The sequence below is a fragment of the Pelomonas sp. Root1217 genome (assembly GCF_001425705.1).
GTDB lineage: Bacteria > Pseudomonadota > Gammaproteobacteria > Burkholderiales > Burkholderiaceae_C > Pelomonas.
Window position 1 is genome coordinate 456672 of sequence record NZ_LMDC01000027.1, and the last position, 20829, is coordinate 477500.

Consider the following 20829-nt stretch of genomic DNA (forward strand, 5'->3'; position numbering starts at 1 on the left):
AGTTCTTACGAACCCATCTCCACAAGCTTCGGGCCATCCGCTTCGATCGAGTGAACGACCTTCATCACCGGCGTGCGCGACCGGCCAGTCGCCGACATGGTGGCAAGGCGGTTTGTCGCCGCGGCGGCAAACACCGGACTGGCCTCGCTGATGTTCCTCATGTCTTCTGACGTGAAACCCCGCATAGGCATCAAGATGAAGCGCGCGGTCGTTGCGGTCTTTTTGGCTGACATTGGGTTCCCTTGGTTGGTATGCGGGGGGCTCCCCCCCGGAAACGCGGAAAGTATTCAGCTGCGCAAGCAGGCGCGGCATCCTCAGATTTGAGGGGGGACGTTGCCGTCCGCGATTGCTCCGACGCTGGCTGCATGCCGCGGCTGGCGGGGCCGATGCTGCGCGCAGCATTGTTGGGTTTGGCCATCCGGGCTAGGACCGCTGAGTGGACAGGTGTCAGGCTTACTTGCGCACACGATGGTCAACCATCTTCGGCACATCAAGCCTTTACGCAAAACTTTTCAAGTTCACGTTCGAAGTAGGAGGAACCATATTCAAGTCGTACATCAGGAAGAGTCAGCCCGGCGTCGTCACGCACAACCAGCCCGTATCCGGCAAGCCAGTGCACTTCAATCTCGATGACGATGTTGGCGCGGCTGATGTCTATCGGATCTAGCCGCTGTCGCGATGCCAAAACCGCGTCTCGGAGGCCGCAGATCGTCTTCCTGTCGAGCAAGATGCTCAGCGGTTGGGGCTCCTTTGCGCGGAGCGTCCAGAATTTCCCGAGGTCAACGACAGGCGCTGTCAGCGACTTGAGGAGGCTTTCGGTAGGAGCCCCGAACGGGGTGAATGATCCGCTGCGACTTGGGTCATTCCAGGCAAGCTTCAATTCGCTGGCAGCTGTCAGGCTAAGGTCTGTCGTCGAGCTCAGGAGTGCGGTGCACAACAGGTGTTCGGCTGTGAAGACGCACTGCGAGGACGATGCATGGACGTAGCCAGGAGGCGGCGGCTCGTTCATGGCCTTGTCCAGCGCCTCTCTGCCCTTGACGAACCAGTAGGTGCCGATGAGCGATATCACCGCGGCACCCAGGAAAAGGGCCGGAAAGAGCATCTGCGCCATAGCCCTGCGCCATCTTGGCAGGCCCGCAGTGACTTGCCGGGAACAGTTCCAGCCGACGTAGGCCAGGAAGAGCGCTGCAAGCGCTGCTGCGGTCAGGAGCAGCGTGTCAGGCAGCCCCTCTCGCAAGGTCTTCAGCCAGGACTCGCCGATCCCCAACCCTAGCATTCCGACATTGCAGGCCAGCGCCACGGAAACCACGGCCTGGGTCAAGCCCGTTTGCGCGCGTTGCCAATCGGCGCCGATCAGGAGGCGCAGGAGCAACCCTCCCGCGCTCATCGTCAGCCAGAGGGAGAGGAGAGCTGGGGCTGCCACCGCCAACCACGCCTCTGGTGATGCGGAGGCGAGCTTGCCGGCCATGCTGGTGGCGCTGTTCATGCCACCGGCTACCAGCATCACCATCATGAGTGCGGACGCGAGGGCTGCCACAAGCATGCCCACGCGTGGCGGCAGGATCAGTCGGCTGTTGACCAGCTCCTTGATACGTTCAAGGCCCGTCGCGCGGCATAGTGCGATCGGAACGCGCCAGCTTGTCGCGACTACAAGCCAAAGTGCATTGGCGACCTCGCCGAAGAGGTCGTCCGCGCGCTCGAGCACCCACAGCTTTTCCTTGCGAGCTGGAGCGCTCTCAGACTTGGTGTCTCCCGGTGGTGTTGGTGCTTTCGCGAGTTCTGGGTCGCTCATGCGAGGCACCTATGCGTGTGTTGACGAAGCGGCAGATGACGGGTCTGCCATCGTCGGGCTTGTTCACGCGCGTGTGTAGGCAGTCTCTCCCCACAAATGTGGAGGCGGCTTTTGCGCGTTCAGGGGAAGCTTTGGACTCAACAGGGGAGGGAAGCCATGAGGGTCACAGCCTTTGCGCTCGCGTGCGCGGCATTTCTGTCGTTGAACCAGGGCTCATGCCTTCGGGGCGGCCGGTCAGCAAGCCGTTGGTGCCATTGCGGATGAGCTCTTGCAGGGCACTCCTGCTGGAAAAGAATCTCGCAAGATTCTCGGGACTACACTGCGCACTGCGTCCGTATGGGCCGACTGCGTCAAGAGCGTGGACGAGGAAGAGTTCACCTATGGGGAGAAGGGCAAGCGGCCGGAATGCGCGCCCTACGAGAACGAGGAGAGCATCGAAGTGATGGAGGACTTTGTCCGGCGCAACGTCGGGACTTGCCCGATGCCCGCCAACGCCGAGTCCTGCCATCGGCAATATCACTACACAGACGTCGCCATCTAGCGTGACAGCTAGCCGCCTTTGACGTCTCGGCCAGGAGCCGTCGCTCGTCAGTGCCATTGGACGGCAGCAAAGTGCAGCTGTGACCGTGCATTCGTGACCAGGCCACGACTGGCAGCACCCGCTGCGGTGCTGTCCATAGCCGTGGATCTGGAATTTCGGCTTTGGGCACGTGTGAGTCGTTCGTGGCGCAGGGCTCGAACGACCGCTTGGGCTGGAACCAGTCACTTAGCGCAGGCGGCCCGGCGGGCATGCGCACGGCCGTAAATTGCCCGCTGCAATCGCGCGCGTTCCTCGGCCCTTATGGGAGGCTCAGGTCCATGCCGAGCGTCCTGGCCAGTCCGAAGGTCAAGAGCAGCAAGACAAGGAGCAGCAGCACGAACACGGCGACGAACTTGGCGCCCATGCCCAATAGCGCACGCCGGTCCGCCAACTTCTTCTCTCGGTCGTAGTGCCACTTGATGGCGAAATACATGCCTGTGGCGAATACCAGACTCTTGAATAGAACGAAGACGATGAGAACCCAATCCACCTGAGCATTCCTCGCTATTGCGCGACACCATCCATCTTGCCGGTAAACAGGAGTAGCGGACATTGGGCGTTTTGACTCACAGCCTTCGCGTAAACATGACGCCGGCGTCACCTGCGCCGCATAGCTGACGATCAACGGTAGCGACGGCCGCAGCTGATGGCCTGCACGACGATTTACGAGCACGGCCAAGGCGCATGCTTCGTGGCCCCTCAACTCGATGGGAGACCATCATGCGATCAGCAGCCAACACCCTGCCGCGCGAGCCGTGGAACAAGGGCAAGATCGTGGGGCAGAAGGCGCCGTTCAAGGTCAAGGACATCTGGGCACTCCGAGTCCGGCTACAGATGGAGAACCGCGTGCGTGAGCTCGCGCTGTTCAACCTCGGCATCGACAGCAAGCTTCGGGGATGCGACCTCGTCTCGCTTAAGGTGCGAGATGTCTGCCACGGCGACGCTGTGGCCAGCCGCGCGGTAGTGATGCAGCAAAAGACTCAGCGACCCGTTCAATTCGAGATCACGCCGGTGACCCGCGAAGCCGTGCAGAGTTGGATCAAGCAAGCGGGACTGAGATCTGACGGGTTCCTGTTCCCAAGTCGCATGCACTCCTCGCCGCATCTTGGGACGCCACAATACGCCCGAATCCTGGAAGGCTGGGTGGAGGAACTCGGCCTTGACCCTGCCGACTACGGGACGCATTCGATGCGAAGGACCAAGGCGACGCTGATCTATCGGCGAACCAGGAATCTGCGCGCCGTGCAGCTGCTGCTTGGGCACACAAAATTGGACTATCTCCCGCGCCGGACTATGTCCGGTGTTTGCGGAACCACAAGCGTAGGTGCTGCCGGCGACCCCGGTCGCTGGACATAGCAATGCTCCTTGCCGGGCGCCGTTGCCCGCAAGGAGAGCATCTTGGATCGAACCTATGAGAGCGCCATGGCGCTCGCCAGTCGCGCCGCCGGACCCTTGGCGGCGCATCTCGGGCCCTGGGTCAGGTCGCTGATCGACAAGCAGTACGTTGCCGCCGTCGTCTACGTAAAGTCTCGGCATGCGGCGGCGTTTGATCGCTGGTTGGCCGCTCTGCGAACTGATCTTGAGGATCTCAGCGAGGTTCACCTCGCCCAGTACCAGGACCGTCGGCGGCGACTGCGCCGGCCTGTGTGCGTCGCCACTCGGCAGCAGGAGCGGCGCGAGTTGGTTCACCTGCTTCGCGACTTGCGCGAGCTGGGCGTGTGCTCTACGGCTCGCGTGGCAACGACACCGAGCGACGATCTTGCCGCCGACTTCGGGCACCACCTGCAGCACCAGCAAGGCCTGGCGAGCTCCTCGATTGAGCGCTACAGGAAGGTCGCTGAGCAATTCCTTGTGGAGCGCTTCGGTCGCGGCGCAGTTGATCTGAGCACTGTTGGCGCCGCCGACGTCGTCGGATTCGTGCAACGGCAATCCAAGCGCCTGACGCCGCCGGCAATGAAGTGCGTCGTCAACGGCCTGCGCTCGTTCCTTCGGTACGCCCAGTATTGCGGGAATGTCGCGCCTGAGCTCGTCGCTGCCGTGCCGGCGGTGGCCAGCTGGGCATGCACGCCGGCTGTGCCCAAGGCGATCTCTGCGGAACATGCCCAACGGGCCATTGACGGCTGTGATGCCACCACCGCGACCGGCCTTCGTGATCGCGCTGTCCTGTTGCTATTGGCGCGCCTGGGTCTGCGGGCCCGCGAGGTCATCGCATTGCGGTTGGAGGATTGCGACTGGGATCGCGGCCAGCTGCTCGTTCGCGGCAAGGGTCGACGCGAGTGCATCCTGCCGATGCCCGTCGACGTGGGCGAGGCCATCGCCTCCTACCTCGAGCGTGGACGACCCGCCTGCAGGGACCGACACCTGTTCCTGCGATCCATGGCGCCGGTATGCGGATTCCTGCAAGGCGCTGACGGCATCGGCTCGATCGTGCGCTACGCGCTGCGGCGAGCCGAGGTCGATGCGCCGCACAGCGGCTCGCACCAGTTCCGTCACGCCCTGGCCGTGCGCATGCTGCAAGGCGGCGCCTCGTTGCCAGAGATCGGCGAGGTGCTGCGCCACCGCAGCCCGCAGTCCACCTCCATCTACGCCAGGGTCGACATCGAAGCATTGCGTACCTTGGCTGTGGCTTGGCCGGGAGCTGCGCAATGAACACGCTCGATCAGGCCTTGAGTGAGTATCTCGAGCTGCGTCGCGGTCTGGGCTTCAAGATGCGCGACGCCGGTCTTCTGCTGCCGCGGTTCGTCGCCTTCATGCAAGAGCGCCAGGCGCCGTACATCACCGCGCGACTGGCACTGGAGTGGGCGCAGCAGGCACAGACAGTTCAACCCGCTGAGTGGGCCCGGCGCCTGGGCTTCGTGCGCGGCTTCGCTCGATACCGCAGCGCTACCGACGGCCGAACGGAGGTTCCGCCATCGGAACTGCTACCCCACCGCTCGACCCGCGCAAGGCCCCACATCTATACGGAGCAGGAGGTGCAGCGCTTGTTGGATGCGGCGCTGCAACTGCCGACGACGTGGCCGTCGACGCCGCTACGCCCCTGGGTGTTCCATTGCCTGCTGGGTTTGCTCAGCGTCACCGGTCTGCGCATCTCGGAGGCGCTGGACTTGAAGGTCGACGATGTCGACCTCGAACAGGGCGTGCTGACCATCCGCGCAGCGAAGTTGGGTCGATGGCGACTCGTGCCAATCCACGCCTCGACCGTGACCGCGCTGGCGGACTACCTCCGACGTCGAGAAGAGTTCCTGGGCGGGACTGCCTCGCGGTTCGTGTTCATCTCCAACTGCGGCACGCGCCTGGACATCGGCCGCGTTCACCGGGCCTTCTACACGTTGTCGCGGCAAACGGGCCTGCGCGCCCATGGCGCGCGCAACGGCCCCAGGCTGCATGACTTCAGACATCGCTTTGCAGTTCTGACGCTCGTGCGCTGGTACCAGTCTGGCGACGATCCCGGACGCAAGCTGTCGGTGCTCTCGACCTACCTCGGGCACGTCTACGTTGCCGGCACCTATTGGTACCTGAGTGCCTGGCCCGAGTTGATGGCGCAGGCGATGGCGCGGCTGGAGCGGCGCTGGGGAGATCCATCATGACGGGCCGGCCGAACTTGGCCCCGCTGCTTCAGGCCTTCTTCACCCAGCGCCTGATGCAGCAGCGTCAGGCCAGCGTGCACACGATCGCCTCCTACCGAGACACGTGGCGGCTGTTGCTGCAATTCGTCCAGAAGCGCCTGCACAAGGCGCCATCAACTCTGGCGTTGGAGGACATCGACGCGCCCTTGATCACGGCTTTCCTGGATGATCTAGAGAAGGCTCGCGGTGTCACGGCGCGAACGCGCAACTTGCGTCTGACCGCGGTTCACTCGTTCTTCCGCTACGCCGCCTTCGAGGCGCCGGCGACCGCGGCGCAGATCCAGAGAGTGCTGGCCATACCGGCCAAGCGCTTCACGCGCGCACTCGTGCCGTTCCTGAGTCGGCTGGAGGTTGATGCGCTGCTCGCCGCGCCGGATCAACACACATGGTCCGGGCGCCGCGACCACGCGCTGATCTTGCTGGCCGTTCAGACGGGGCTGCGTCTGTCGGAGTTGACCAGCCTTCGGCGCGAGGACTTGCATGTGGGCGCCGGCGCGCATGTGCGTGTGATCGGCAAGGGACGCAAGGAGCGATGTACGCCGCTGAGCAAGAACACGCGTGCCGTCCTCACTGCGTGGGTTCGACAGCCGCCTCTGGTGGCAAGCCAGCCGCTGTTCCCCAATGCGAGGGGCGGCCAGCTGAGCTCGCACGGCGTGCAATACCTGCTGGCCAAGCATGCGGCTGTGGCCAGCGACGTTTGCCCATCGCTGAAGCACAAGCGCGTCAGCCCGCACGTGCTGCGGCATACAACCGCGATGGACCTGTTGCAGGAGGGTACGGAGCCAATCGCGATCGCGTTGTGGTTGGGTCATGAGTCCATCGAGACGACCCAGGTCTATCTGGATGCCGATCTGGAGCTGAAGCAGAAGATCCTCGACAAGACCACGCCTCCCAACGGCAAGCCTGGCCGTTACCGACCGGACGACAAGCTGCTGGCGTTCTTGAAGGGGCTGTAGACGTTCGGCCTATGTCCAGCACCGCGCATGCCTGCTCATTGGAGGCTTGCTGGGCAGCGGGACATAGTCTGCAGCGGGAGATAGTCCAATCTATGTCCTGAAGTCCATAGGCTGGAGTCAACGGTGCGGTACCTCGGCATCGAGGTTGATGATGCACTGGAGATCTCCGAGCAGACGGAAATCTGAGCGAGCCAACTGCTGTCACCACTTCCAGTCGGCGGGGTCGGCCGCACCCCAATTGGCGGGTTACCCTGGAAACAGGTGCCGCTGAACCCGCCACCAGTTCCGGTCATTCGATGTCGACGTGCCTTGAGCAGCTTGGTGCCCAAACCCGTAGTTCGAGATCGACGACAAAGGCTGCCTCGCCAGCGACTGCGGTCGTTCGCCGAGGCCAGGTTGCTGAGCCCGCCCGACAATGAGTCGGCTCAGGGCTTCGGATAGCCGATCAGGCCCGAGGCGGTGTAGGCAGTGCATCATTTGGCAATCTGCGGGTGTATTGGACTGACCTGCATCGCATCTGGGCCTCTGCGCCAAACGAGCGCCCCAACAACCTGGTGACCGCACATGCCCCACCTGATGTTTGTCCCGGCCTTCGCAATGGCGTGCCTTTGCTGGGGGGCCCATGCCGACCCGGTGGTCGACTGTCCCCTGAACGACGCGCCCTTCTCGGTCGACAGCCCTGTGCTGGATGTCTATCTCAACCCCGACGCAATCGCCGTGGTCCAGAAGAACTGGCCGGGTGTGCGCACCGTGTGGCCGGGCCTGATCAGCACCTCGGTGCCCTCATTTGGAGCCATCGTCACACTGCGCTCCATCGCGCCCACCGGCTTTGATGCCCTGGGGCGGCTGGACGCTGAACTACGGGCCTTGCCGGTCACGGACGTGGATCGACGTGCCCGCTGTGCGCGCTACGACAACGACGTGCCTCAATTCGACCTCGGGGACAAAGCGAACAGGCCCGCGGTGCTGGTGTTCGAGAAGATGACCGGCTTTCGCGACGGGCCTTCTGTGACGGCAGCCCTGGTCGCTTTCAAGGAAATGGCGCGGCGCCGCGGCTGGGCCTTGGTGGTCTCGGACAAGGGCGGGGCGCTGACGCCCGCCGCGCTGAAGCAGTTCAATGTCGTTATCTGGAACAACGTCAGCGGCGACGTGTTGACGCTGTCCCAACGGGCTGCGTTCAAGCAGTACATCGAGAACGGCGGCGGCTTCGTCGGCGTCCACGGTTCGGGCGGTGACCCGGAAACGTTCTGGCCCTGGTACGTCGATGAACTCATCGGCGCCCGCTTCGGTGGCCATCCGGGAAACCCGCAGTTCAGGGACGCGAGGATCAACATCGCGGGCCCTTCCAATGCCATCGTGGCCGGGCTTGGCGACGGCTGGACGATGAACGACGAGTGGTACTCGTTCAAGAGTAACCCGCGCCGCAATGGCGCCCGGATCCTTGCGACGCTGGACGAGAAGTCCTACTCGCCCCCGGACCATCTGGTCATGGGGGACGACCACCCCATTGCCTGGACGCGGTGCATTGGCAAGGGCCGGTCGTTCTACTCGGCCATCGGCCATCGGCCGGAGACCTACTCGGAGCCCTCCCACGTGAGGTTCCTGGAGCAGGCCATCGAGTGGGCTGCTGGCAAAGACCTGAGCGATTGCCAGAAAGGCTAAGCGTCGTCGCAGCCGACGACGCTGTGTTGAAGTCCACAGTTTTCTGCACCTGGGTCTGTGTGCGCCAGCCACAGCTTGACCCCTTTGCGGGAGTTCTGCCGACCATCGACCGACCCGGCGATTGCAACGTCGCTCGACGCCGTTGCTCGGCAAAAGACGTTGTTTGGAAGGGTCAACCGAAGGTCGGCGCTCCGGGTCATTTTGGCGTCGGGCGCAACAGCCCGAGCACAACACTGACATGGCAGCAGCCTCTCACTGAGCGGCTGCATCTGTGGTCTGCGATCGATCACAGCCGACCCTAAACCGACTTTCGCAACCTTTCATACGGAGCCCCGATTGAACGTTGGGGCGCGTACGATAAAGCGCGCCCACCCGCATCTGCCAGCTTGTTGACCCTCGGGTAGCGGAACAGCGCCATCCGGCGTTTCCGCCATAAGGCTTGCTGCCAACAATTGCCTCAAGCGGGCCCAGGGGAATCCGAAATTACAGAAGCGGGGCGGAGTACCGAGCGTGTCGCTTCAAGAATATCGGAGATCAATATGACATTTTTGCCCAGCGTACGCATCGGCACCCGTCTGGCCATCGGCTTTGCCATCGTCCTCGCGCTGTCGGTGCTTTCAACCGCGTTCGCTCTGTACAACGCCCGTGCCAATGCCGAGGCAACCAAGCGCATGATGGCCAGCCCGCTGGTGAAGGAGCGCATCGCCTCTGACTGGTATGTGCTGATCTATTCAGCTATCGCGCGCACTTCCATCATTGCCAAAAGTAGCGACAGCACGATCTCCAGCGCCTTTGCCGACGTCATCGCGGCCAGCTCCAAGAAGGGCGGAGAAATTCTGAAGACGCTAGAGCCGTTGATGGCCAGCGAAGAGGAAAAGGCAATCTACAAAGAGGCGATTGAGTTCCGGATCAAGTACCAGGCGGCCAAGGATGCGGTGATGAATGCCAAGAAGGCGGGCGCCGAGGCCGAGGCAGCCAAGCTGTACACCGAGACTTTCCTGCCATCGGCCAAGATCTACGACCAGCGGGTGCAGGATTTCGTCGCCTTCCAGCGCAAGGCCATCGATGATGCGGCGCTTGCCATCGAGCTGGCAAACTCCCGCAGCAACCAGCTGCTTCTGGGCCTGGGATTGCTGGTCGTCGCGCTTGGCGCGATGCTCGCCTTCATCATCTCGCGCAGCATCACCGGTCCGCTGAAATTCGCGCTGGGCATCGCCAAGACGGTGGCCGACGGCGATCTGACGATGACCATCGAGCAAGGGAATCGGGACGAGATCGGCGAGCTGCTGGGCGCCTTGCAGGCGATGACCGACCAGCTGTCCAGCACCGTCACGCGGGTGCGCGCCGGCACCGAGACGATTGCCGTGGCCTCGCGCGAGATCGCCAGCGGGAATATGGACCTGAGCCAGCGCACCGAACAGCAGGCCTCGGCGCTGGAGGAAACCGCCGCCTCGATGGAGGAACTCAGCGCCACGGTAAAGCAGAACGCCGACAGCGCCAAGCAGGCCAACCAGCTCGCCCAGGGCGCCAGCACGGTGGCGATCAAGGGAGGAGATGTGGTCGGTCAAGTGGTCACGACGATGAAAGGCATCAACGAGTCGAGCCGCAAGATCGTCGACATCATCGGCGTCATCGACGGCATCGCTTTTCAGACCAATATCTTGGCCCTGAACGCGGCCGTCGAGGCGGCGCGGGCCGGTGAGCAGGGACGCGGTTTCGCCGTCGTGGCCAGCGAGGTACGCAGCCTTGCCGGACGCTCGGCCAACGCGGCCAAGGAGATCAAGAGCCTGATTGCCGCCAGCGTGACCCGCGTCGAACAGGGCACAGCTCTGGTCGATCAGGCCGGTATCACGATGGCCGAGGTCGTTGCCTCGATCAAACGTGTGACCGACATCATGGGCGCGATCAGCGCCGCCAGCGCGGAGCAGAGCTTGGGAGTCGCCCAGGTCGGCGAGGCGGTGACACAGATGGACCGGGCGACGCAGCAGAACGCTGCCCTGGTCGAAGAGAGCGCGGCCGCCGCCGAAAGCCTGAATGGCCAGGCCCAGCAGCTGGTGCAGGCGGTGGCAGTGTTCAAGTTGAGCCGTGATCGGCTGGGACGCTGAGCCTGACAGTGTTGCCTCAGCAGATGCGAGCGGTCGGGCAAGTCGCAGCCAGCATCGTGTCAGCAGGCAGCTGGGGGTGCGATCCGTCAAACCCAGGCCGCGATGACCCGAACACACGGCGTCGCGGAGTTGACAAGAGTCACCGCTTTCGCGTCGCGAGTCCAACGAGCCTGATGACAACTGCACCGAGAGCGCTGAGCAGAAGTTGGCTTGGTAGCGAGGGTGTTCCACAGGTCCGCGGCGGCCACGGCGGTTGCTGATACGGCTTCTGGACAGACCTGCCCGCCTAGACGCGGACCGGCAGGCCGCCGGCAGCTTGGTGCCCAAAGCCGAAATTGATCGCGTGGCAGCAGGAGGCTGGTTGCCGTCACTAGGTTCTGGCTGGGCAACGACTGCTCGCGCCGTTACCGGCCATTGGGCCCGTCGAGGGTCGAGTGACCACTCCGCCTCTTAGATCGGCGACGCCTCGGGCCTGTCGCGTTCGACGAGCGCCAAATATTCCGACCAAGTGCCGCCAGCCAAAGGCTTCATCATTACGCGGAGCATGTTTGTCTGCACGCCGTACTCAACAGGACCCCGCTCGCGCAACTGTAAGTAGCCGCAGCGCTCCCAGAACCGCTCCGCACGCTCATTACCTATCACGACACCGAGGCGCAGCCATTGCTGGCCTTCAACCTCATGCATCCACTTCTCCAGCGCCGCGTAGCTAAACGCGCCTCCACCATCACGCATCAGAAACAGCCCGATGTGACCGACGCCCCTCGCGATGAAATCGGTAACGATCGAGGCCATGCCCCATATCGACTCGGCAGCATCGAAGAACCCAATGATGCACATCCGCCTATAGGGCATCTCAGCCGGGGGGAGGTCGGCGAATTCTCTGGCTGCTTCGTCGACAGCAACATCCTGGCCGCTTACAAGTCGGAAATAGTCTTGCCTCGCCTCGAACAGCGCCTGTAGGGCCGGAACGTCAGCGGCGACAAGCTCCCGAGCATGCCAGCCTGAATCGGTTTCGAACAAGCTGTCTTTCATACGCGCCGCCTCGCGCTGACTTGACACGTTGTGCCGGCGGAGCCCCGAGTAAAGGAAAGTCATGGTGCCAATGGTTGATACCTTGTCGACGCCGGAATTTCAGGCGCGGGTCACGCCCAGCTGAAAGCCCGACGCTCGGGCGCCCGCTCCGGGATCAGGTTGTCCAACGCTTGTGTCAAATAGAGCATGCAGGCCATCCGCCCCGCGTTGGGTGCGACCCAGATGCTGCTGCCGCGGCGCGAATACACCGGCCGAAACACGGCATGCGGACCATTGACGCCGTCGATGGGCGTGAGCGCGTCGTCGAGCTTGAGCCGGGCGACATCGGCGTCGGGACAGGCGCTGGCGATCATGCGCGAGAACACCGGAAGGTGCACGTTGTCCCGTTCGGCGACGTACAGGCGCAGGTCTGCGCCAGGCGGGAGTGCTGCGAGGTCGTCCAGCGCATAGCCGGGCTCGTCAAGGAACATGCGCCAGCCGTCGGTGAAGAAGCGCGAACCGGTGCGCTGGCATTCCTGCATGCAATGCGCAAGTTGCTGGCTGAAAACGGAGCCGTCCTCCAGCGCCGCGGCTTCGGCGGCGGAAAGTTGCTCGTCCCTGAATTGCTCCATCAGTACCGACACCGGCAGTTTGCATAGCAGCCACATCAGATGACGATGCAGCCGCGGCGCGTGGGCCACCATCTTCAGCGACTGGCGCACATCGGACTTCAGCTGCGCGATCTCCGCCTTGCCGATGAACTTCTGCGGCAGCATCGCGCCCAGCAGGCCGGCGCGGCGGATGCGCTGCGGCACCCGCGCGATCAGGGCCAGCTGGGGCAGCGTGCCCCAGCTGAAGCCCACCGTGTCGAACTTGTGGATGTCCAGGACATCCAGCAGTTCGACGAGTTCGGCGCTCAACTGGTCGATGGTCTTGGCCCCGTCGGCCAGGTAGACGCCGCCCAGCAGGCAGGGGGCGATCGCACGGATGCCGCGCCTCACGAAGTAGGCGTGGTACTGCGCGAAGAAGAAGCCCGACACCGAGAGCCCGTGCAGGCACAGCAGCGGCGTGCCGTTCGGGTCACCCATCTCGAAGTAGGCGATGGCGCTGTCCGACCGAGGCAACGCCACGATGCGCTGACGGGCGTAGTCGTCGATCAGTTCACGGCCGCGGGCGCGCTTGCGCAGTGCATGCAGTTGCTGCTCGTGTGATGGCGTGGAATCGGATGAAAGGTGATCGGTGGACATGTTGGAAGATTCCTCCGGCGTGCTCAGCGAGCGTCGACTGTGAAGGCCATTGGCGCCGAGTGGATTTCGCCCGACGGTGGACGGGTTTTGAATGAAACGGTTGCGCCGTGCGGGCTTCCCTCGTTTCGCGTTTGGAAGATTTCAGGCCGAGTCGGCCACGCGGACGGCAGCGCTCAAAGGGCAATCAGCACTTTGGTGGGTGCCCCGGCTTCGACCATCTCGTGAGCACGCGCAATGTCGTTCAGCGCGAACACGGTTGTGGGTGGATGCAGGAGGTCGCAGCGGGTCAGCAAGGCTTCGATGCTTCGCAGCGTCTCCTTGCGAACACCATCGGGGAGCAGGTAAACGATGAAGAAATAGAGGCGAGCAAAGTTGGCGATCAAAGGGCGAAAGGCGACGCCGATGTTGGCGCCGCTCGACCCGTAGACCACGACCTGACCGCCAAAGCGCAGCAGTTCCCCCCAATGACGTGCGTTGGTGGCGGCGTCGACCTCGATGATGGCGTCGACACCCCTGCCGCGCGTGATCTCGCGCACGCCCGCGGCCAGGTTGTCGCTCTTGTAGTTCAAGGTCCACTCGGCCCCCAGAGACAGGGCGCGGGCGGCCTTCTCTTCGCTACTGACCACGGCAATCACTCGCGCGCCAGACCGCGCAGCGAGCTGCGTCGCATACGCGCCGACCGCACCCGTGGCACCGAAGACGAGGACCGTCTTGTTGAGCAATGGTCCCAGCGCATCGATCGCGTGCACCGCTGTCATCAGCGGGATACCGATGGACGCTCCGACTTCAGTTGGAACCCCGTCTGGCAGAGGTGCGGCGAGACTGGCGGGCAGCGCGATGTATTCGCTCGCAGTTCCATGCGCACGCAGCCATTGAGCGTTGTGCAGCCATACCTGTTGCCCGATCAAGCCCTGCGAGACGCCCTCGCCGACGGCCTGGACACGGCCGGCACCGTCGCTGTGCGGGATGACCAGGCCATGCTCCATGGCTGAGATGCCGGCGCCCGCGCGGCCTTTGACGTCGGAAGGATTGACGCCGGAGTGGCTGACCCGCACAAGCACTTCACCAGCGGCAGGCGAAGGTGTGGGAAGGTCGGTAACTTGCAGCACCTCGGCTGCATTGCCCTTGGCGGTGTAGATGGCGGCTTTCATGTTTTGAATCCATTCCTTGCACTCACAGCGGGAGCCGTCATCGAAATGGACAGTTTCTCCATGGCTCTCGGCGAGAGCCCAATGTCGCGTCCGCTGGCGTCGGAGTCATTTCGCGCTGCGGCGCTGAGGTTTCAGTTGAAACGCGCTCAGGGCCACGGACGTGCCTGACGTCGGCATTCGACATTGCTTGCGGCGCTTCGACCCGCTCTCGGTGTGCGCATGGGACGCCCGAAGCGCATCCGGTACGAACAGGAGCTCCATGTCCGACATGGCCGGCGCCGCACGGTTAGACCCGTTCAGCCGTGCCACCAGAACGCAGACACTCGCCAAAGTACAGATCACGTGTCGTCCTACACAACGGGTGACTCGCGTAAACGATGCTTCGCCGCTGAAACGAACTTCAACACCGACCGTTGCGAAGCAACAGTCCCGCTTTTGATCGATGTCCAAGCCCCTTGACCACATCCCGCTGACATTCAGTCTGTCGCGCGAAACCTCGACGGCAGAGTGGAAGGACGCGGTCATTGATCGATACCGCCGCATTCTGAACAGAGCGGTTCAGACCGCAATCATCACGGTGGACTCGGCTGGCTTCGTCACAGGCTGGAGCGAAGGTGCTCGAGCGATGCTTGGTTGGACGGAGCCAGAGATGCTGGGCCAGTCGCTGGCGCGTGTATTCCCGTCGGAAGAAGGCGGCAGGTCGGCGTGGGACACAGAGGTCGCCGAGGCTCGACGTAGCGGATCTGCGGGTGCCGAAGGTTGGCGCCTGCGCAAGGATGGCCAGCTGATCTGGGCCATTGGCGAAACCAGCTGGCTGTATGAAGGTGACCCCGACGCGGGCTTCGTCAAGATCCTGAGGGATCGGACAGAGCGGCGACGAGACGAACTGCAGCTGGCGGACCAGAAACGGGCCCTCGAGCTGCTAAACCGGACGGGGGCCAGTCTCGCGCGCGAAACGAACCTGCAGACGCTCGTCCAAACGGTCACGGACGCCGGTGTCGAACTGACGGGCGCAGAGTTTGGCGCCTTCTTCTACAACCAGGTCAACGACGCTGGCGAAAGCTACATGCTCTACAGCCTCTCCGGCGTGCCTGCAGAGGCGTTCTCCAAGTTCGCGATGCCGCGCAATACGGCCATCTTTGCGCCGACCTTCGAGGGCTCCGGCATCGTGCGCTCCGATGACATCACACTCGACCCGAGGTATGGCCACAACGAACCATTCCACGGCATGCCGGCCGGCCATTTGCCGGTCAAAAGTTACTTGGCGGTGCCGGTCATCTCTCGATCAGGCGCGGTGATCGGTGGCCTCTTCTTCGGGCATTCCCGGCCAGGAATGTTCACCGAGGAATCCGAACGAAGCATGAGTGGCCTCGCCGGAGAAACCGCCGTAGCCATCGACAACGTGCGACTCAATGAAGAAACGCAGCGCGAGGTGGCCGAGCGCCGGCGAGCAGAAACAGCGTTGCGAGACCTGAACGCGCATTTGGAAGAACAAGTTCGCTGCAGGACCGAGGAGTTGGTTCAGCAAGGCGAAGCGCTGCGGCAGGCACAGAAGATGGAAGCCATCGGCCAGCTCACCGGCGGCATTGCCCATGATTTCAACAACTTGCTTCAAGTGATCGTCGGCAACCTCGAGATGCTCAATCGCACCCTGCCGGAAGCGATGGCCCGACATCGTCGCGCGGCGGCTTCGGCGATGTCGGGAGCCAAGCGTGCAGCGAAGTTGACGCAGAGGCTCCTCGCTTTCGCGCGACGCCAACCCCTTGATCCCAAGGCCTTGGATATCAACGTTGTCGTTCAGGGCATTTCCGAACTGCTTCGGCGTTCCCTGGGCGAAACGGTGGAGCTGGAGACAGTACTAGCAGGCGGCCTTTGGAACGTTGAAGTCGACCCGAACGAACTCGAGAGTGCGCTGGTCAACCTGGCCGTCAACGCCAGAGATGCCATGCCCAATGGCGGCAAGCTGACGATCGAGACGGCAAATGCGCATCTTGATGACGCCTATGCAAGCCGCCACGTCGAAGTGAAACCTGGCCAATACGTGGTGGTCTGTGTCTCGGACTCGGGCTGCGGGATGGATACCGACACGCTCGCTCGCGCGTTCGAACCGTTCTTCACGACCAAGCCCGAAGGCAAGGGAACCGGTCTCGGCCTCAGCCAGGTGTACGGCTTCGTCAAGCAGTCCAACGGCCACGTCAAGCTGTACTCTGAGGTGGGCAGAGGCACGACGGTGAAGATCTATCTGCCGCGTTTCTATGCAGCGACAGCGACAGACGAGCAGCCCGCCGACAAATTCGTTCCAGAAGCGGATGGTGAAACCATCCTTGTCGTCGAAGATGACCCGGACGTGCGGGCCTATACGGTCAATACCCTGCGCGAACTTGGCTACCTGGTCATCGAGGCGGGCGATGGTCGATCCGCGCTCGATGTCCTCAGCCTCATGCGTGTCGATCTGCTGTTCACCGACGTCGTCTTGCCTGGCGGCATGACGGGTGAAGATTTGGCGGCGAAGGCCAAGGAGCTATACACGGATATCAGGGTCTTGTTCACCACGGGTTATGCACGCAACGCCATCGTCCACCAAGGGCGGTTGGATCCCGGCGTTCGGTTGATCACCAAGCCGTTCACCTTCGATGACCTGGCTACCAAGATCCAGGAAGCACTGAGCGAGTGAGATATCCCGGCGAATTCAGCGCCGCGGCTGGTGAGTGAATCGCCTAGATTCGGTAGACAACTTCAAGCTCTGACTGATGCTCTAGACGGAACGGTCGTCATGCGGGGCCGCAGAAGCCGCGTCTCAGCTTTGCTCTACGCGCTGGGCGCACTTACTGCACCACCATCCATAAGCAGATGGTCACCCAAGACCGAAGGCGAGAAGTCGGCCGCGCCGGCAGGCTTGCGTCCTTCGGTCCAGGCCTCCAGCGTCTCGGCTCATGGGCCGGGCCAGGAAATAGCCCTGCCGCTCGTCGCAGTGCAGCGCCAGCAGGATGTCGCGCTGCCCCTTGGTCTCCACGCCTTCGGCGACGACGCGCAGCCCGAGCTCATGGGCCAGCTGGACGACGGCGCTGACGATCGCCCGGGCGTCGTTGCTGACCTCGATGTCGGCGACAAAGCTGCGATCAATTTTGAGTTGGCGGGCGGGCAGTTGACGCAAATAGCTGAGGCTGGGATAGCCAGTGCCGAAATCGTCGATGGAGAGAAGCACGCCGATCTGGGCCAACTCGGAGAAGGCACGCTGGGTGCCCTTGAGGTCTTCCATTGCGATGGATTCAGTGATCTCGCAGAGCAGTTGGGAAGGGTCGAGCAGGTTCCTGGACAAAGCCGCCCCGATCCGAGCCGCCAGGTCCTCTTCGCGCAGCTGATGCACGGACAGGTTGATCGCCACGCGCATGTGCAGGCCGATCTCCGCCCAGGCGTGCATCTGCCGGCAGGCCTCGTCGATGACCCAGTTNAGCTGATGCACGGACAGGTTGATCGCCACGCGCATGTGCAGGCCGATCTCCGCCCAGGCGTGCATCTGCCGGCAGGCCTCGTCGATGACCCAGTTGCCCAGGCTGTTGATGAGGCCGAAGCGCTCGGCGATGGGGATGAACAGGCCCGGACTCAGCAGGCCGCGCTCGGGATGATTCCAGCGGATCAGGGCCTCGACGCAGCACAGCCACTGCGGCTAGACACTGTCCTCCTGGCGGCGGTTCCGTATCTCGCCACTGCCAGTGGCCGATGCGACGGATGTCGGGCCACATGGCGTCGTAAAAACCGCGTCGTGGCGGCCCGAGCTGAGCATGCGCGGTTCCGCCCAAGCACCTCCGACTCACTGAAGCCAGTGATCACGCTGAAGGCCTTGTTGACTTTGATGATGCGGCCCTGCGCGTCTGTGATGATGAAGCCTTCGCTGCTCTGCTCGAACACCTGAGCCGCCAGTAGACCCTGGGCCTCGGCCTGTCGGCACTCCGTCACATCGCGCATCACGGCGACGAACTGGGTCAGTTGGTCGTCGGCATCGAACACCGGGGTGATCGACAGCTCGTTCCAAAACAGCGTGCCGTCCTTGCGGTAGTTCAACAACTCGGCGTGGAAGGGCTATGCAGCGGCCATGGCGTCGCGCAAGGCCTGCGCCGTCCGGTGGCTGGTCGCGGCTCCCTGCAGCATGCTGCGGGAACGGCCCAGCATGTCGCCGGCGGTAAAGCCCGCGATGTCTTCACAGCCCTTGTTGACATAGGTGGTGAGGCCTGCGTCCGAGCCTACGGTGCTTTGCTAGCTGTGACAGTGAAAAAGCGCACGTTGGCATGGACTCAGCGAATTGCGCCGTCGTTGACAATGCGCCGCTTTGCCCCCGATGAGAACCCATGCAGATCGCCGTTCTTGACGACGATGTCCACCAGCTTGACCTGCTTTCCCATGTGGTGGGTGCGTTGGGCTACACCTGCCACCGCTTCAGCAGCGGCGACGCCCTGGTGCAAGCGGCGCGGCACGCCACCTTCGATCTGTTCCTGATCGACTGGGAGTTGCCGGACACCTCGGGCCTGGACGTGCTGCGCACGCTGCGCGGGCGGCATCGCATCAATGCGCCGGTCATCTTCGTCACCCATCGCGACGAGGAGCGGGACGTCGTGCAGGCCCTCAGCGCCGGCGCGGACGACTATGTGCCCAAACCGGTGCGCAGCGCCGAGTTGAAGGCCCGTGTGATGGCCTTGCTCCGCCGGGCCTACCCGGAGAAGGACGCCGGCCTGCAGCATGGCGAGTTTCTGCTGCAGTCATCCTCGCGCACGGTGCTGTATCAGGGCCGGCCCATCGAGCTCAAGCAGCGCGAGTTCGAGCTGGCGCACTGCCTGTTCCTGCGGGTGGGCCAGTTGCTGTCGCGCGCCTATCTGATGCAGACCGTGTGGGGCCATGAGGCCGAGGTGCCGACGCGCACGCTCGACACCCATGTGTCCGCCGTGCGCAGCAAGCTCGGCCTGCGGCCGGAACGCGGCTACCGGCTCGCGGCGGTCTACGGGCATGGCTACCGGCTGGAAGCCCTGGCCCAGGCCGGAGAGCAGGCAGCATGAGCTGGCGCATCTTGGCCGCTGCCGCGCTAGCAGCAGGTTCCGCGCACGCGCAGGAGACGGTGCCCTACGAGGTGCAGCCGGGCGAGTCGCTCTACGTCATCGCCGGGCGCCTGCTCGAGGATTCACGTCAGTGGCCCGAGGTGGCCAGGCTCAACCGGCTGACGCGGCCGTTCCGGCTCCAGCCTCGCCAGCGCCTGCTGCTGCCTGCCGGGCTGATGAAGGGCGCCGTCGCGCCCGCGCGGGTCGAGTACGTCCGCGGCCCGGTGAACGCCGACGGCGCGCCGCTGCGCATCGGCGAGCTGGTGGGCGAGGGAGTCGCATTGGACGTGGGCGCGCAGGGTTTCGTCAGCCTGCGCCTGCATGACGGGTCGCTGCTGCAGCTGCAGGCCAACAGCCGCACGAAGGTGCTGCGTCTGCGCGACCTGCCGGCCGCCCAGCGCCGCAATACGCTGATCGAGCTCAACCAGGGCCGCGTCGATGCCACCGTGGCGCCGCAGTCGCCCGGTTCGCGCTTCCAGGTGAAGACGCCGCTGGCCACGGCGGGCGTGCGCGGCACACGGTTCGGTGTGGCGGTGGGCGCGCAGGCCGAGCGCACCGTGGCCGATGTGATCGAAGGGGCCGTCGAGGTGCAGGCGCTGGCGCGTGAGGGCGGCCTGCCTGTCGCAGTGCAGGCGGGGCAGGGCGCCGTGGTACGGCCTGGCGGCCCGCCGCTGCGCAAGGCGCTGCTGCCCGCGCCGGGCCTCCCGGCCGAGCCGCTGCGCGTCGAGGCGAATCCCGGGCTGCTGCCGCTGCCCACGGTGCCCGGCGCCGAGCGCTACCGCGTGGAGGTGGCGGACGACGCGGCCTTCACACGCGTGCTGTGGTCGGCCGAGGCGCCGCTGCCGCTGGTCCTGGACGGCCTGCTCGATGGGCGCTACCGCCTGCGCGCCCGGGCCATGGACGGCGACGGGTTGCTGGGCGCTGAAGGCGCCGGGCTGCTGTGGGTCAAGACCACGCCGGTGCCTCCGCTTGCGCGCGCGCCGCTGCCGGGCGCCACCGTCGGGCCGCAGGGCGTGGCCATCACCTGCACCGAGGTGCAGCAGGCGCAGGGCTACCTGCTGCAGCTGGCGGGCAACCCGCGTTTCGAGCCGCTGCTGCAGGAGCAGCGCGGCAGCGGGCGCTGCCAATTCGAGCTGCCGGCGCTGCCGGTCGGCGAGGTGTACTGGCGCGTGGCCTCGCTGGCGCCCGAAGGCGATGGGCGCCTGGAGCGCGGGCCGTTCAGCGACCCGGGGCGGTTCGTCGTCGTGCCGCTGCCGCCCGCGCCGCAGGCCGACGCGATCACGGTCGACGGCGGCCAGGTGCACTGGCAGCCGCTCGATGGCTACCGCTACCGCGTGCAGGTGGCCACCGACACCGGCTTTGCCGCGCTGGTGCAGGACCAGGAGGTGCAGGCCGGCAGCGTGACGCTGGCGGCACCGCCGCGCTGCGCGCCCTATGCGTTGCGCCTGCAGGCCATCGATGCTCATGGCCGGCGCTCGCCGTTCTCGCCGCCCCGCCTCGTCCACACCGATGCCAGCGTCTGCAGCAGCGACGGCAGCCCCGTGCAGCAGGCGGGCGGCGAGCGCGTGCAGACGGCCCGCTGATGCCCGGCCTGCACGGGCGGTGGCGCGCG

Annotated in this window: 17 protein-coding genes and 3 pseudogenes; 11 read left to right on the plus strand and 9 right to left on the minus strand. The window is 64.3% G+C overall.

All coding sequences use genetic code 11. The features are described 5' to 3' along the window. Positions 1-5: 5 nt before the first annotated feature. Together ASC95_RS19760 and ASC95_RS19765 are read right to left on the minus strand one after the other, a co-directional pair. Positions 6-233, minus strand: coding sequence for a hypothetical protein (locus tag ASC95_RS19760; protein ID WP_057299400.1), 228 nt, complete (start codon positions 231-233; stop codon positions 6-8). 257 nt (positions 234-490) lie between these two features. Then, positions 491-1792 carry a hypothetical protein gene (locus ASC95_RS19765; RefSeq protein WP_157256406.1) on the minus strand — a complete coding sequence of 434 codons (1302 nt, stop codon included), beginning with the start codon at positions 1790-1792 and terminating at the stop codon, positions 491-493. Positions 1793-2150: 358 nt separating this feature from the next. On the opposite strand from ASC95_RS19765, the gene ASC95_RS19770 reads away from it, so the two are divergent. Continuing rightward, a complete protein-coding gene (locus tag ASC95_RS19770) occupies positions 2151-2333 on the plus strand; it encodes a hypothetical protein (protein ID WP_157256407.1) in 183 nt (60 codons plus the stop codon). Positions 2334-2631: 298 nt separating this feature from the next. Here ASC95_RS19770 and ASC95_RS19775 read toward each other — a convergent pair whose 3' ends face one another. Continuing rightward, positions 2632-2862 carry a hypothetical protein gene (locus ASC95_RS19775; protein ID WP_057299403.1) on the minus strand — a complete coding sequence of 77 codons (231 nt, stop codon included), beginning with the start codon at positions 2860-2862 and terminating at the stop codon, positions 2632-2634. A 230-nt stretch (positions 2863-3092) separates the two neighbouring features. Between ASC95_RS19775 and ASC95_RS19780 the strand changes: the two genes are divergently transcribed. The 7 genes and pseudogenes from ASC95_RS19780 (at position 3093) to ASC95_RS19805 (ending at position 10721) form a co-directional block, all read left to right on the plus strand. Beyond that, the gene (locus ASC95_RS19780; protein ID WP_082567938.1) at positions 3093-3728 is read left to right on the plus strand and encodes a tyrosine-type recombinase/integrase; all 636 of its coding nucleotides are present in this window, start codon (positions 3093-3095) and stop codon (positions 3726-3728) included. A gap of 42 nt (positions 3729-3770) precedes the next feature. Then, positions 3771-5021 (plus strand): tyrosine-type recombinase/integrase, encoded by a 1251-nt coding sequence (locus tag ASC95_RS19785; RefSeq protein ID WP_157256408.1) that lies wholly within the window; start codon positions 3771-3773, stop codon positions 5019-5021. Beyond that, the gene (locus tag ASC95_RS19790) at positions 5018-5959 is read left to right on the plus strand and encodes a tyrosine-type recombinase/integrase (protein ID WP_057299405.1); all 942 of its coding nucleotides are present in this window, start codon (positions 5018-5020) and stop codon (positions 5957-5959) included. Before ASC95_RS19785 ends, ASC95_RS19790 begins: the two co-directional genes overlap by 4 nt. After that, positions 5956-6954 (plus strand): site-specific integrase, encoded by a 999-nt coding sequence (locus ASC95_RS19795; protein ID WP_057299406.1) that lies wholly within the window; start codon positions 5956-5958, stop codon positions 6952-6954. Before ASC95_RS19790 ends, ASC95_RS19795 begins: the two co-directional genes overlap by 4 nt. 108 nt (positions 6955-7062) lie before the next feature. Next, positions 7063-7140: pseudogene (locus tag ASC95_RS32010) on the plus strand (integrase); the annotation flags it as partial. Positions 7141-7518: 378 nt separating this feature from the next. Further along, positions 7519-8616: a ThuA domain-containing protein gene (locus ASC95_RS19800; protein ID WP_082567939.1), complete on the plus strand. Its 1098-nt coding sequence runs from the start codon at positions 7519-7521 to the stop codon at positions 8614-8616. 539 nt (positions 8617-9155) lie between these two features. Continuing rightward, complete coding sequence (locus ASC95_RS19805; RefSeq protein WP_057299408.1) at positions 9156-10721, plus strand: methyl-accepting chemotaxis protein; 1566 nt, start codon at positions 9156-9158, stop codon at positions 10719-10721. Positions 10722-11171: 450 nt separating this feature from the next. Here ASC95_RS19805 and ASC95_RS19810 read toward each other — a convergent pair whose 3' ends face one another. The 3 genes from ASC95_RS19810 to ASC95_RS19820 all read right to left on the minus strand — a co-directional run bounded on the left by ASC95_RS19810 (position 11172) and on the right by ASC95_RS19820 (position 14130). Next, on the minus strand, positions 11172-11816 hold the full coding sequence (locus ASC95_RS19810) for a hypothetical protein (protein ID WP_057299409.1): 645 nt from the start codon (positions 11814-11816) through the stop codon (positions 11172-11174). 47 nt (positions 11817-11863) lie between these two features. Further along, on the minus strand, positions 11864-12979 hold the full coding sequence (locus tag ASC95_RS19815; protein ID WP_057299410.1) for an alpha/beta fold hydrolase: 1116 nt from the start codon (positions 12977-12979) through the stop codon (positions 11864-11866). 173 nt (positions 12980-13152) lie between these two features. Further along, the gene (locus ASC95_RS19820) at positions 13153-14130 is read right to left on the minus strand and encodes an NADPH:quinone reductase (RefSeq protein ID WP_057299411.1); all 978 of its coding nucleotides are present in this window, start codon (positions 14128-14130) and stop codon (positions 13153-13155) included. Positions 14131-14572: 442 nt separating this feature from the next. Between ASC95_RS19820 and ASC95_RS19825 the strand changes: the two genes are divergently transcribed. Then, positions 14573-16804 (plus strand): ATP-binding protein, encoded by a 2232-nt coding sequence (locus ASC95_RS19825; RefSeq protein WP_082567940.1) that lies wholly within the window; start codon positions 14573-14575, stop codon positions 16802-16804. A gap of 134 nt (positions 16805-16938) precedes the next feature. Here ASC95_RS19825 and ASC95_RS19830 read toward each other — a convergent pair. From ASC95_RS19830 to ASC95_RS32555, 3 genes and pseudogenes are all read right to left on the minus strand, one after another. After that, a pseudogene (locus ASC95_RS19830) lies at positions 16939-17581 on the minus strand (EAL domain-containing protein); the annotation flags it as partial. A 1-nt stretch (position 17582) separates the two neighbouring features. After that, positions 17583-17779: pseudogene (locus ASC95_RS32015) on the minus strand (EAL domain-containing protein); the annotation flags it as partial. After that, on the minus strand, positions 17767-18195 hold the full coding sequence (locus tag ASC95_RS32555) for a PAS domain S-box protein (RefSeq protein ID WP_057299413.1): 429 nt from the start codon (positions 18193-18195) through the stop codon (positions 17767-17769). The gene ASC95_RS32555 and the pseudogene ASC95_RS32015, both read right to left, overlap by 13 nt. 281 nt (positions 18196-18476) lie before the next feature. On the opposite strand from ASC95_RS32555, the gene ASC95_RS19840 reads away from it, so the two are divergent. Next, positions 18477-19178, plus strand: coding sequence for a response regulator transcription factor (locus ASC95_RS19840; RefSeq protein ID WP_057299414.1), 702 nt, complete (start codon positions 18477-18479; stop codon positions 19176-19178). Further along, positions 19175-20800, plus strand: a complete 1626-nt coding sequence (locus ASC95_RS19845; protein ID WP_057299415.1) for a FecR domain-containing protein — start codon at positions 19175-19177, stop codon at positions 20798-20800. The genes ASC95_RS19840 and ASC95_RS19845 overlap by 4 nt, the downstream gene beginning before the upstream one ends. Positions 20801-20829: the final 29 nt, after the last annotated feature.

What these genes read in the sequence shown, in the direction of transcription:
- ASC95_RS19760 (WP_057299400.1), bottom strand. Translation starts at nt 233, where the DNA reads ATGTCAGCCAAAAAGACCGCAACGACCGCGCGCTTCATCTTGATGCCT.
- ASC95_RS19765 (WP_157256406.1), bottom strand. Translation starts at nt 1,792, where the DNA reads ATGAGCGACCCAGAACTCGCGAAAGCACCAACACCACCGGGAGACACC.
- ASC95_RS19780 (WP_082567938.1), top strand. Translation starts at nt 3,093, where the DNA reads ATGCGATCAGCAGCCAACACCCTGCCGCGCGAGCCGTGGAACAAGGGC.
- ASC95_RS19790 (WP_057299405.1), top strand. Translation starts at nt 5,018, where the DNA reads ATGAACACGCTCGATCAGGCCTTGAGTGAGTATCTCGAGCTGCGTCGC.
- ASC95_RS19795 (WP_057299406.1), top strand. Translation starts at nt 5,956, where the DNA reads ATGACGGGCCGGCCGAACTTGGCCCCGCTGCTTCAGGCCTTCTTCACC.
- ASC95_RS19800 (WP_082567939.1), top strand. Translation starts at nt 7,519, where the DNA reads ATGCCCCACCTGATGTTTGTCCCGGCCTTCGCAATGGCGTGCCTTTGC.
- ASC95_RS19805 (WP_057299408.1), top strand. Translation starts at nt 9,156, where the DNA reads ATGACATTTTTGCCCAGCGTACGCATCGGCACCCGTCTGGCCATCGGC.
- ASC95_RS19810 (WP_057299409.1), bottom strand. Translation starts at nt 11,816, where the DNA reads ATGACTTTCCTTTACTCGGGGCTCCGCCGGCACAACGTGTCAAGTCAG.
- ASC95_RS19815 (WP_057299410.1), bottom strand. Translation starts at nt 12,979, where the DNA reads ATGTCCACCGATCACCTTTCATCCGATTCCACGCCATCACACGAGCAG.
- ASC95_RS19820 (WP_057299411.1), bottom strand. Translation starts at nt 14,130, where the DNA reads ATGAAAGCCGCCATCTACACCGCCAAGGGCAATGCAGCCGAGGTGCTG.
- ASC95_RS19825 (WP_082567940.1), top strand. Translation starts at nt 14,573, where the DNA reads ATGTCCAAGCCCCTTGACCACATCCCGCTGACATTCAGTCTGTCGCGC.
- ASC95_RS19840 (WP_057299414.1), top strand. Translation starts at nt 18,477, where the DNA reads ATGCAGATCGCCGTTCTTGACGACGATGTCCACCAGCTTGACCTGCTT.
- ASC95_RS19845 (WP_057299415.1), top strand. Translation starts at nt 19,175, where the DNA reads ATGAGCTGGCGCATCTTGGCCGCTGCCGCGCTAGCAGCAGGTTCCGCG.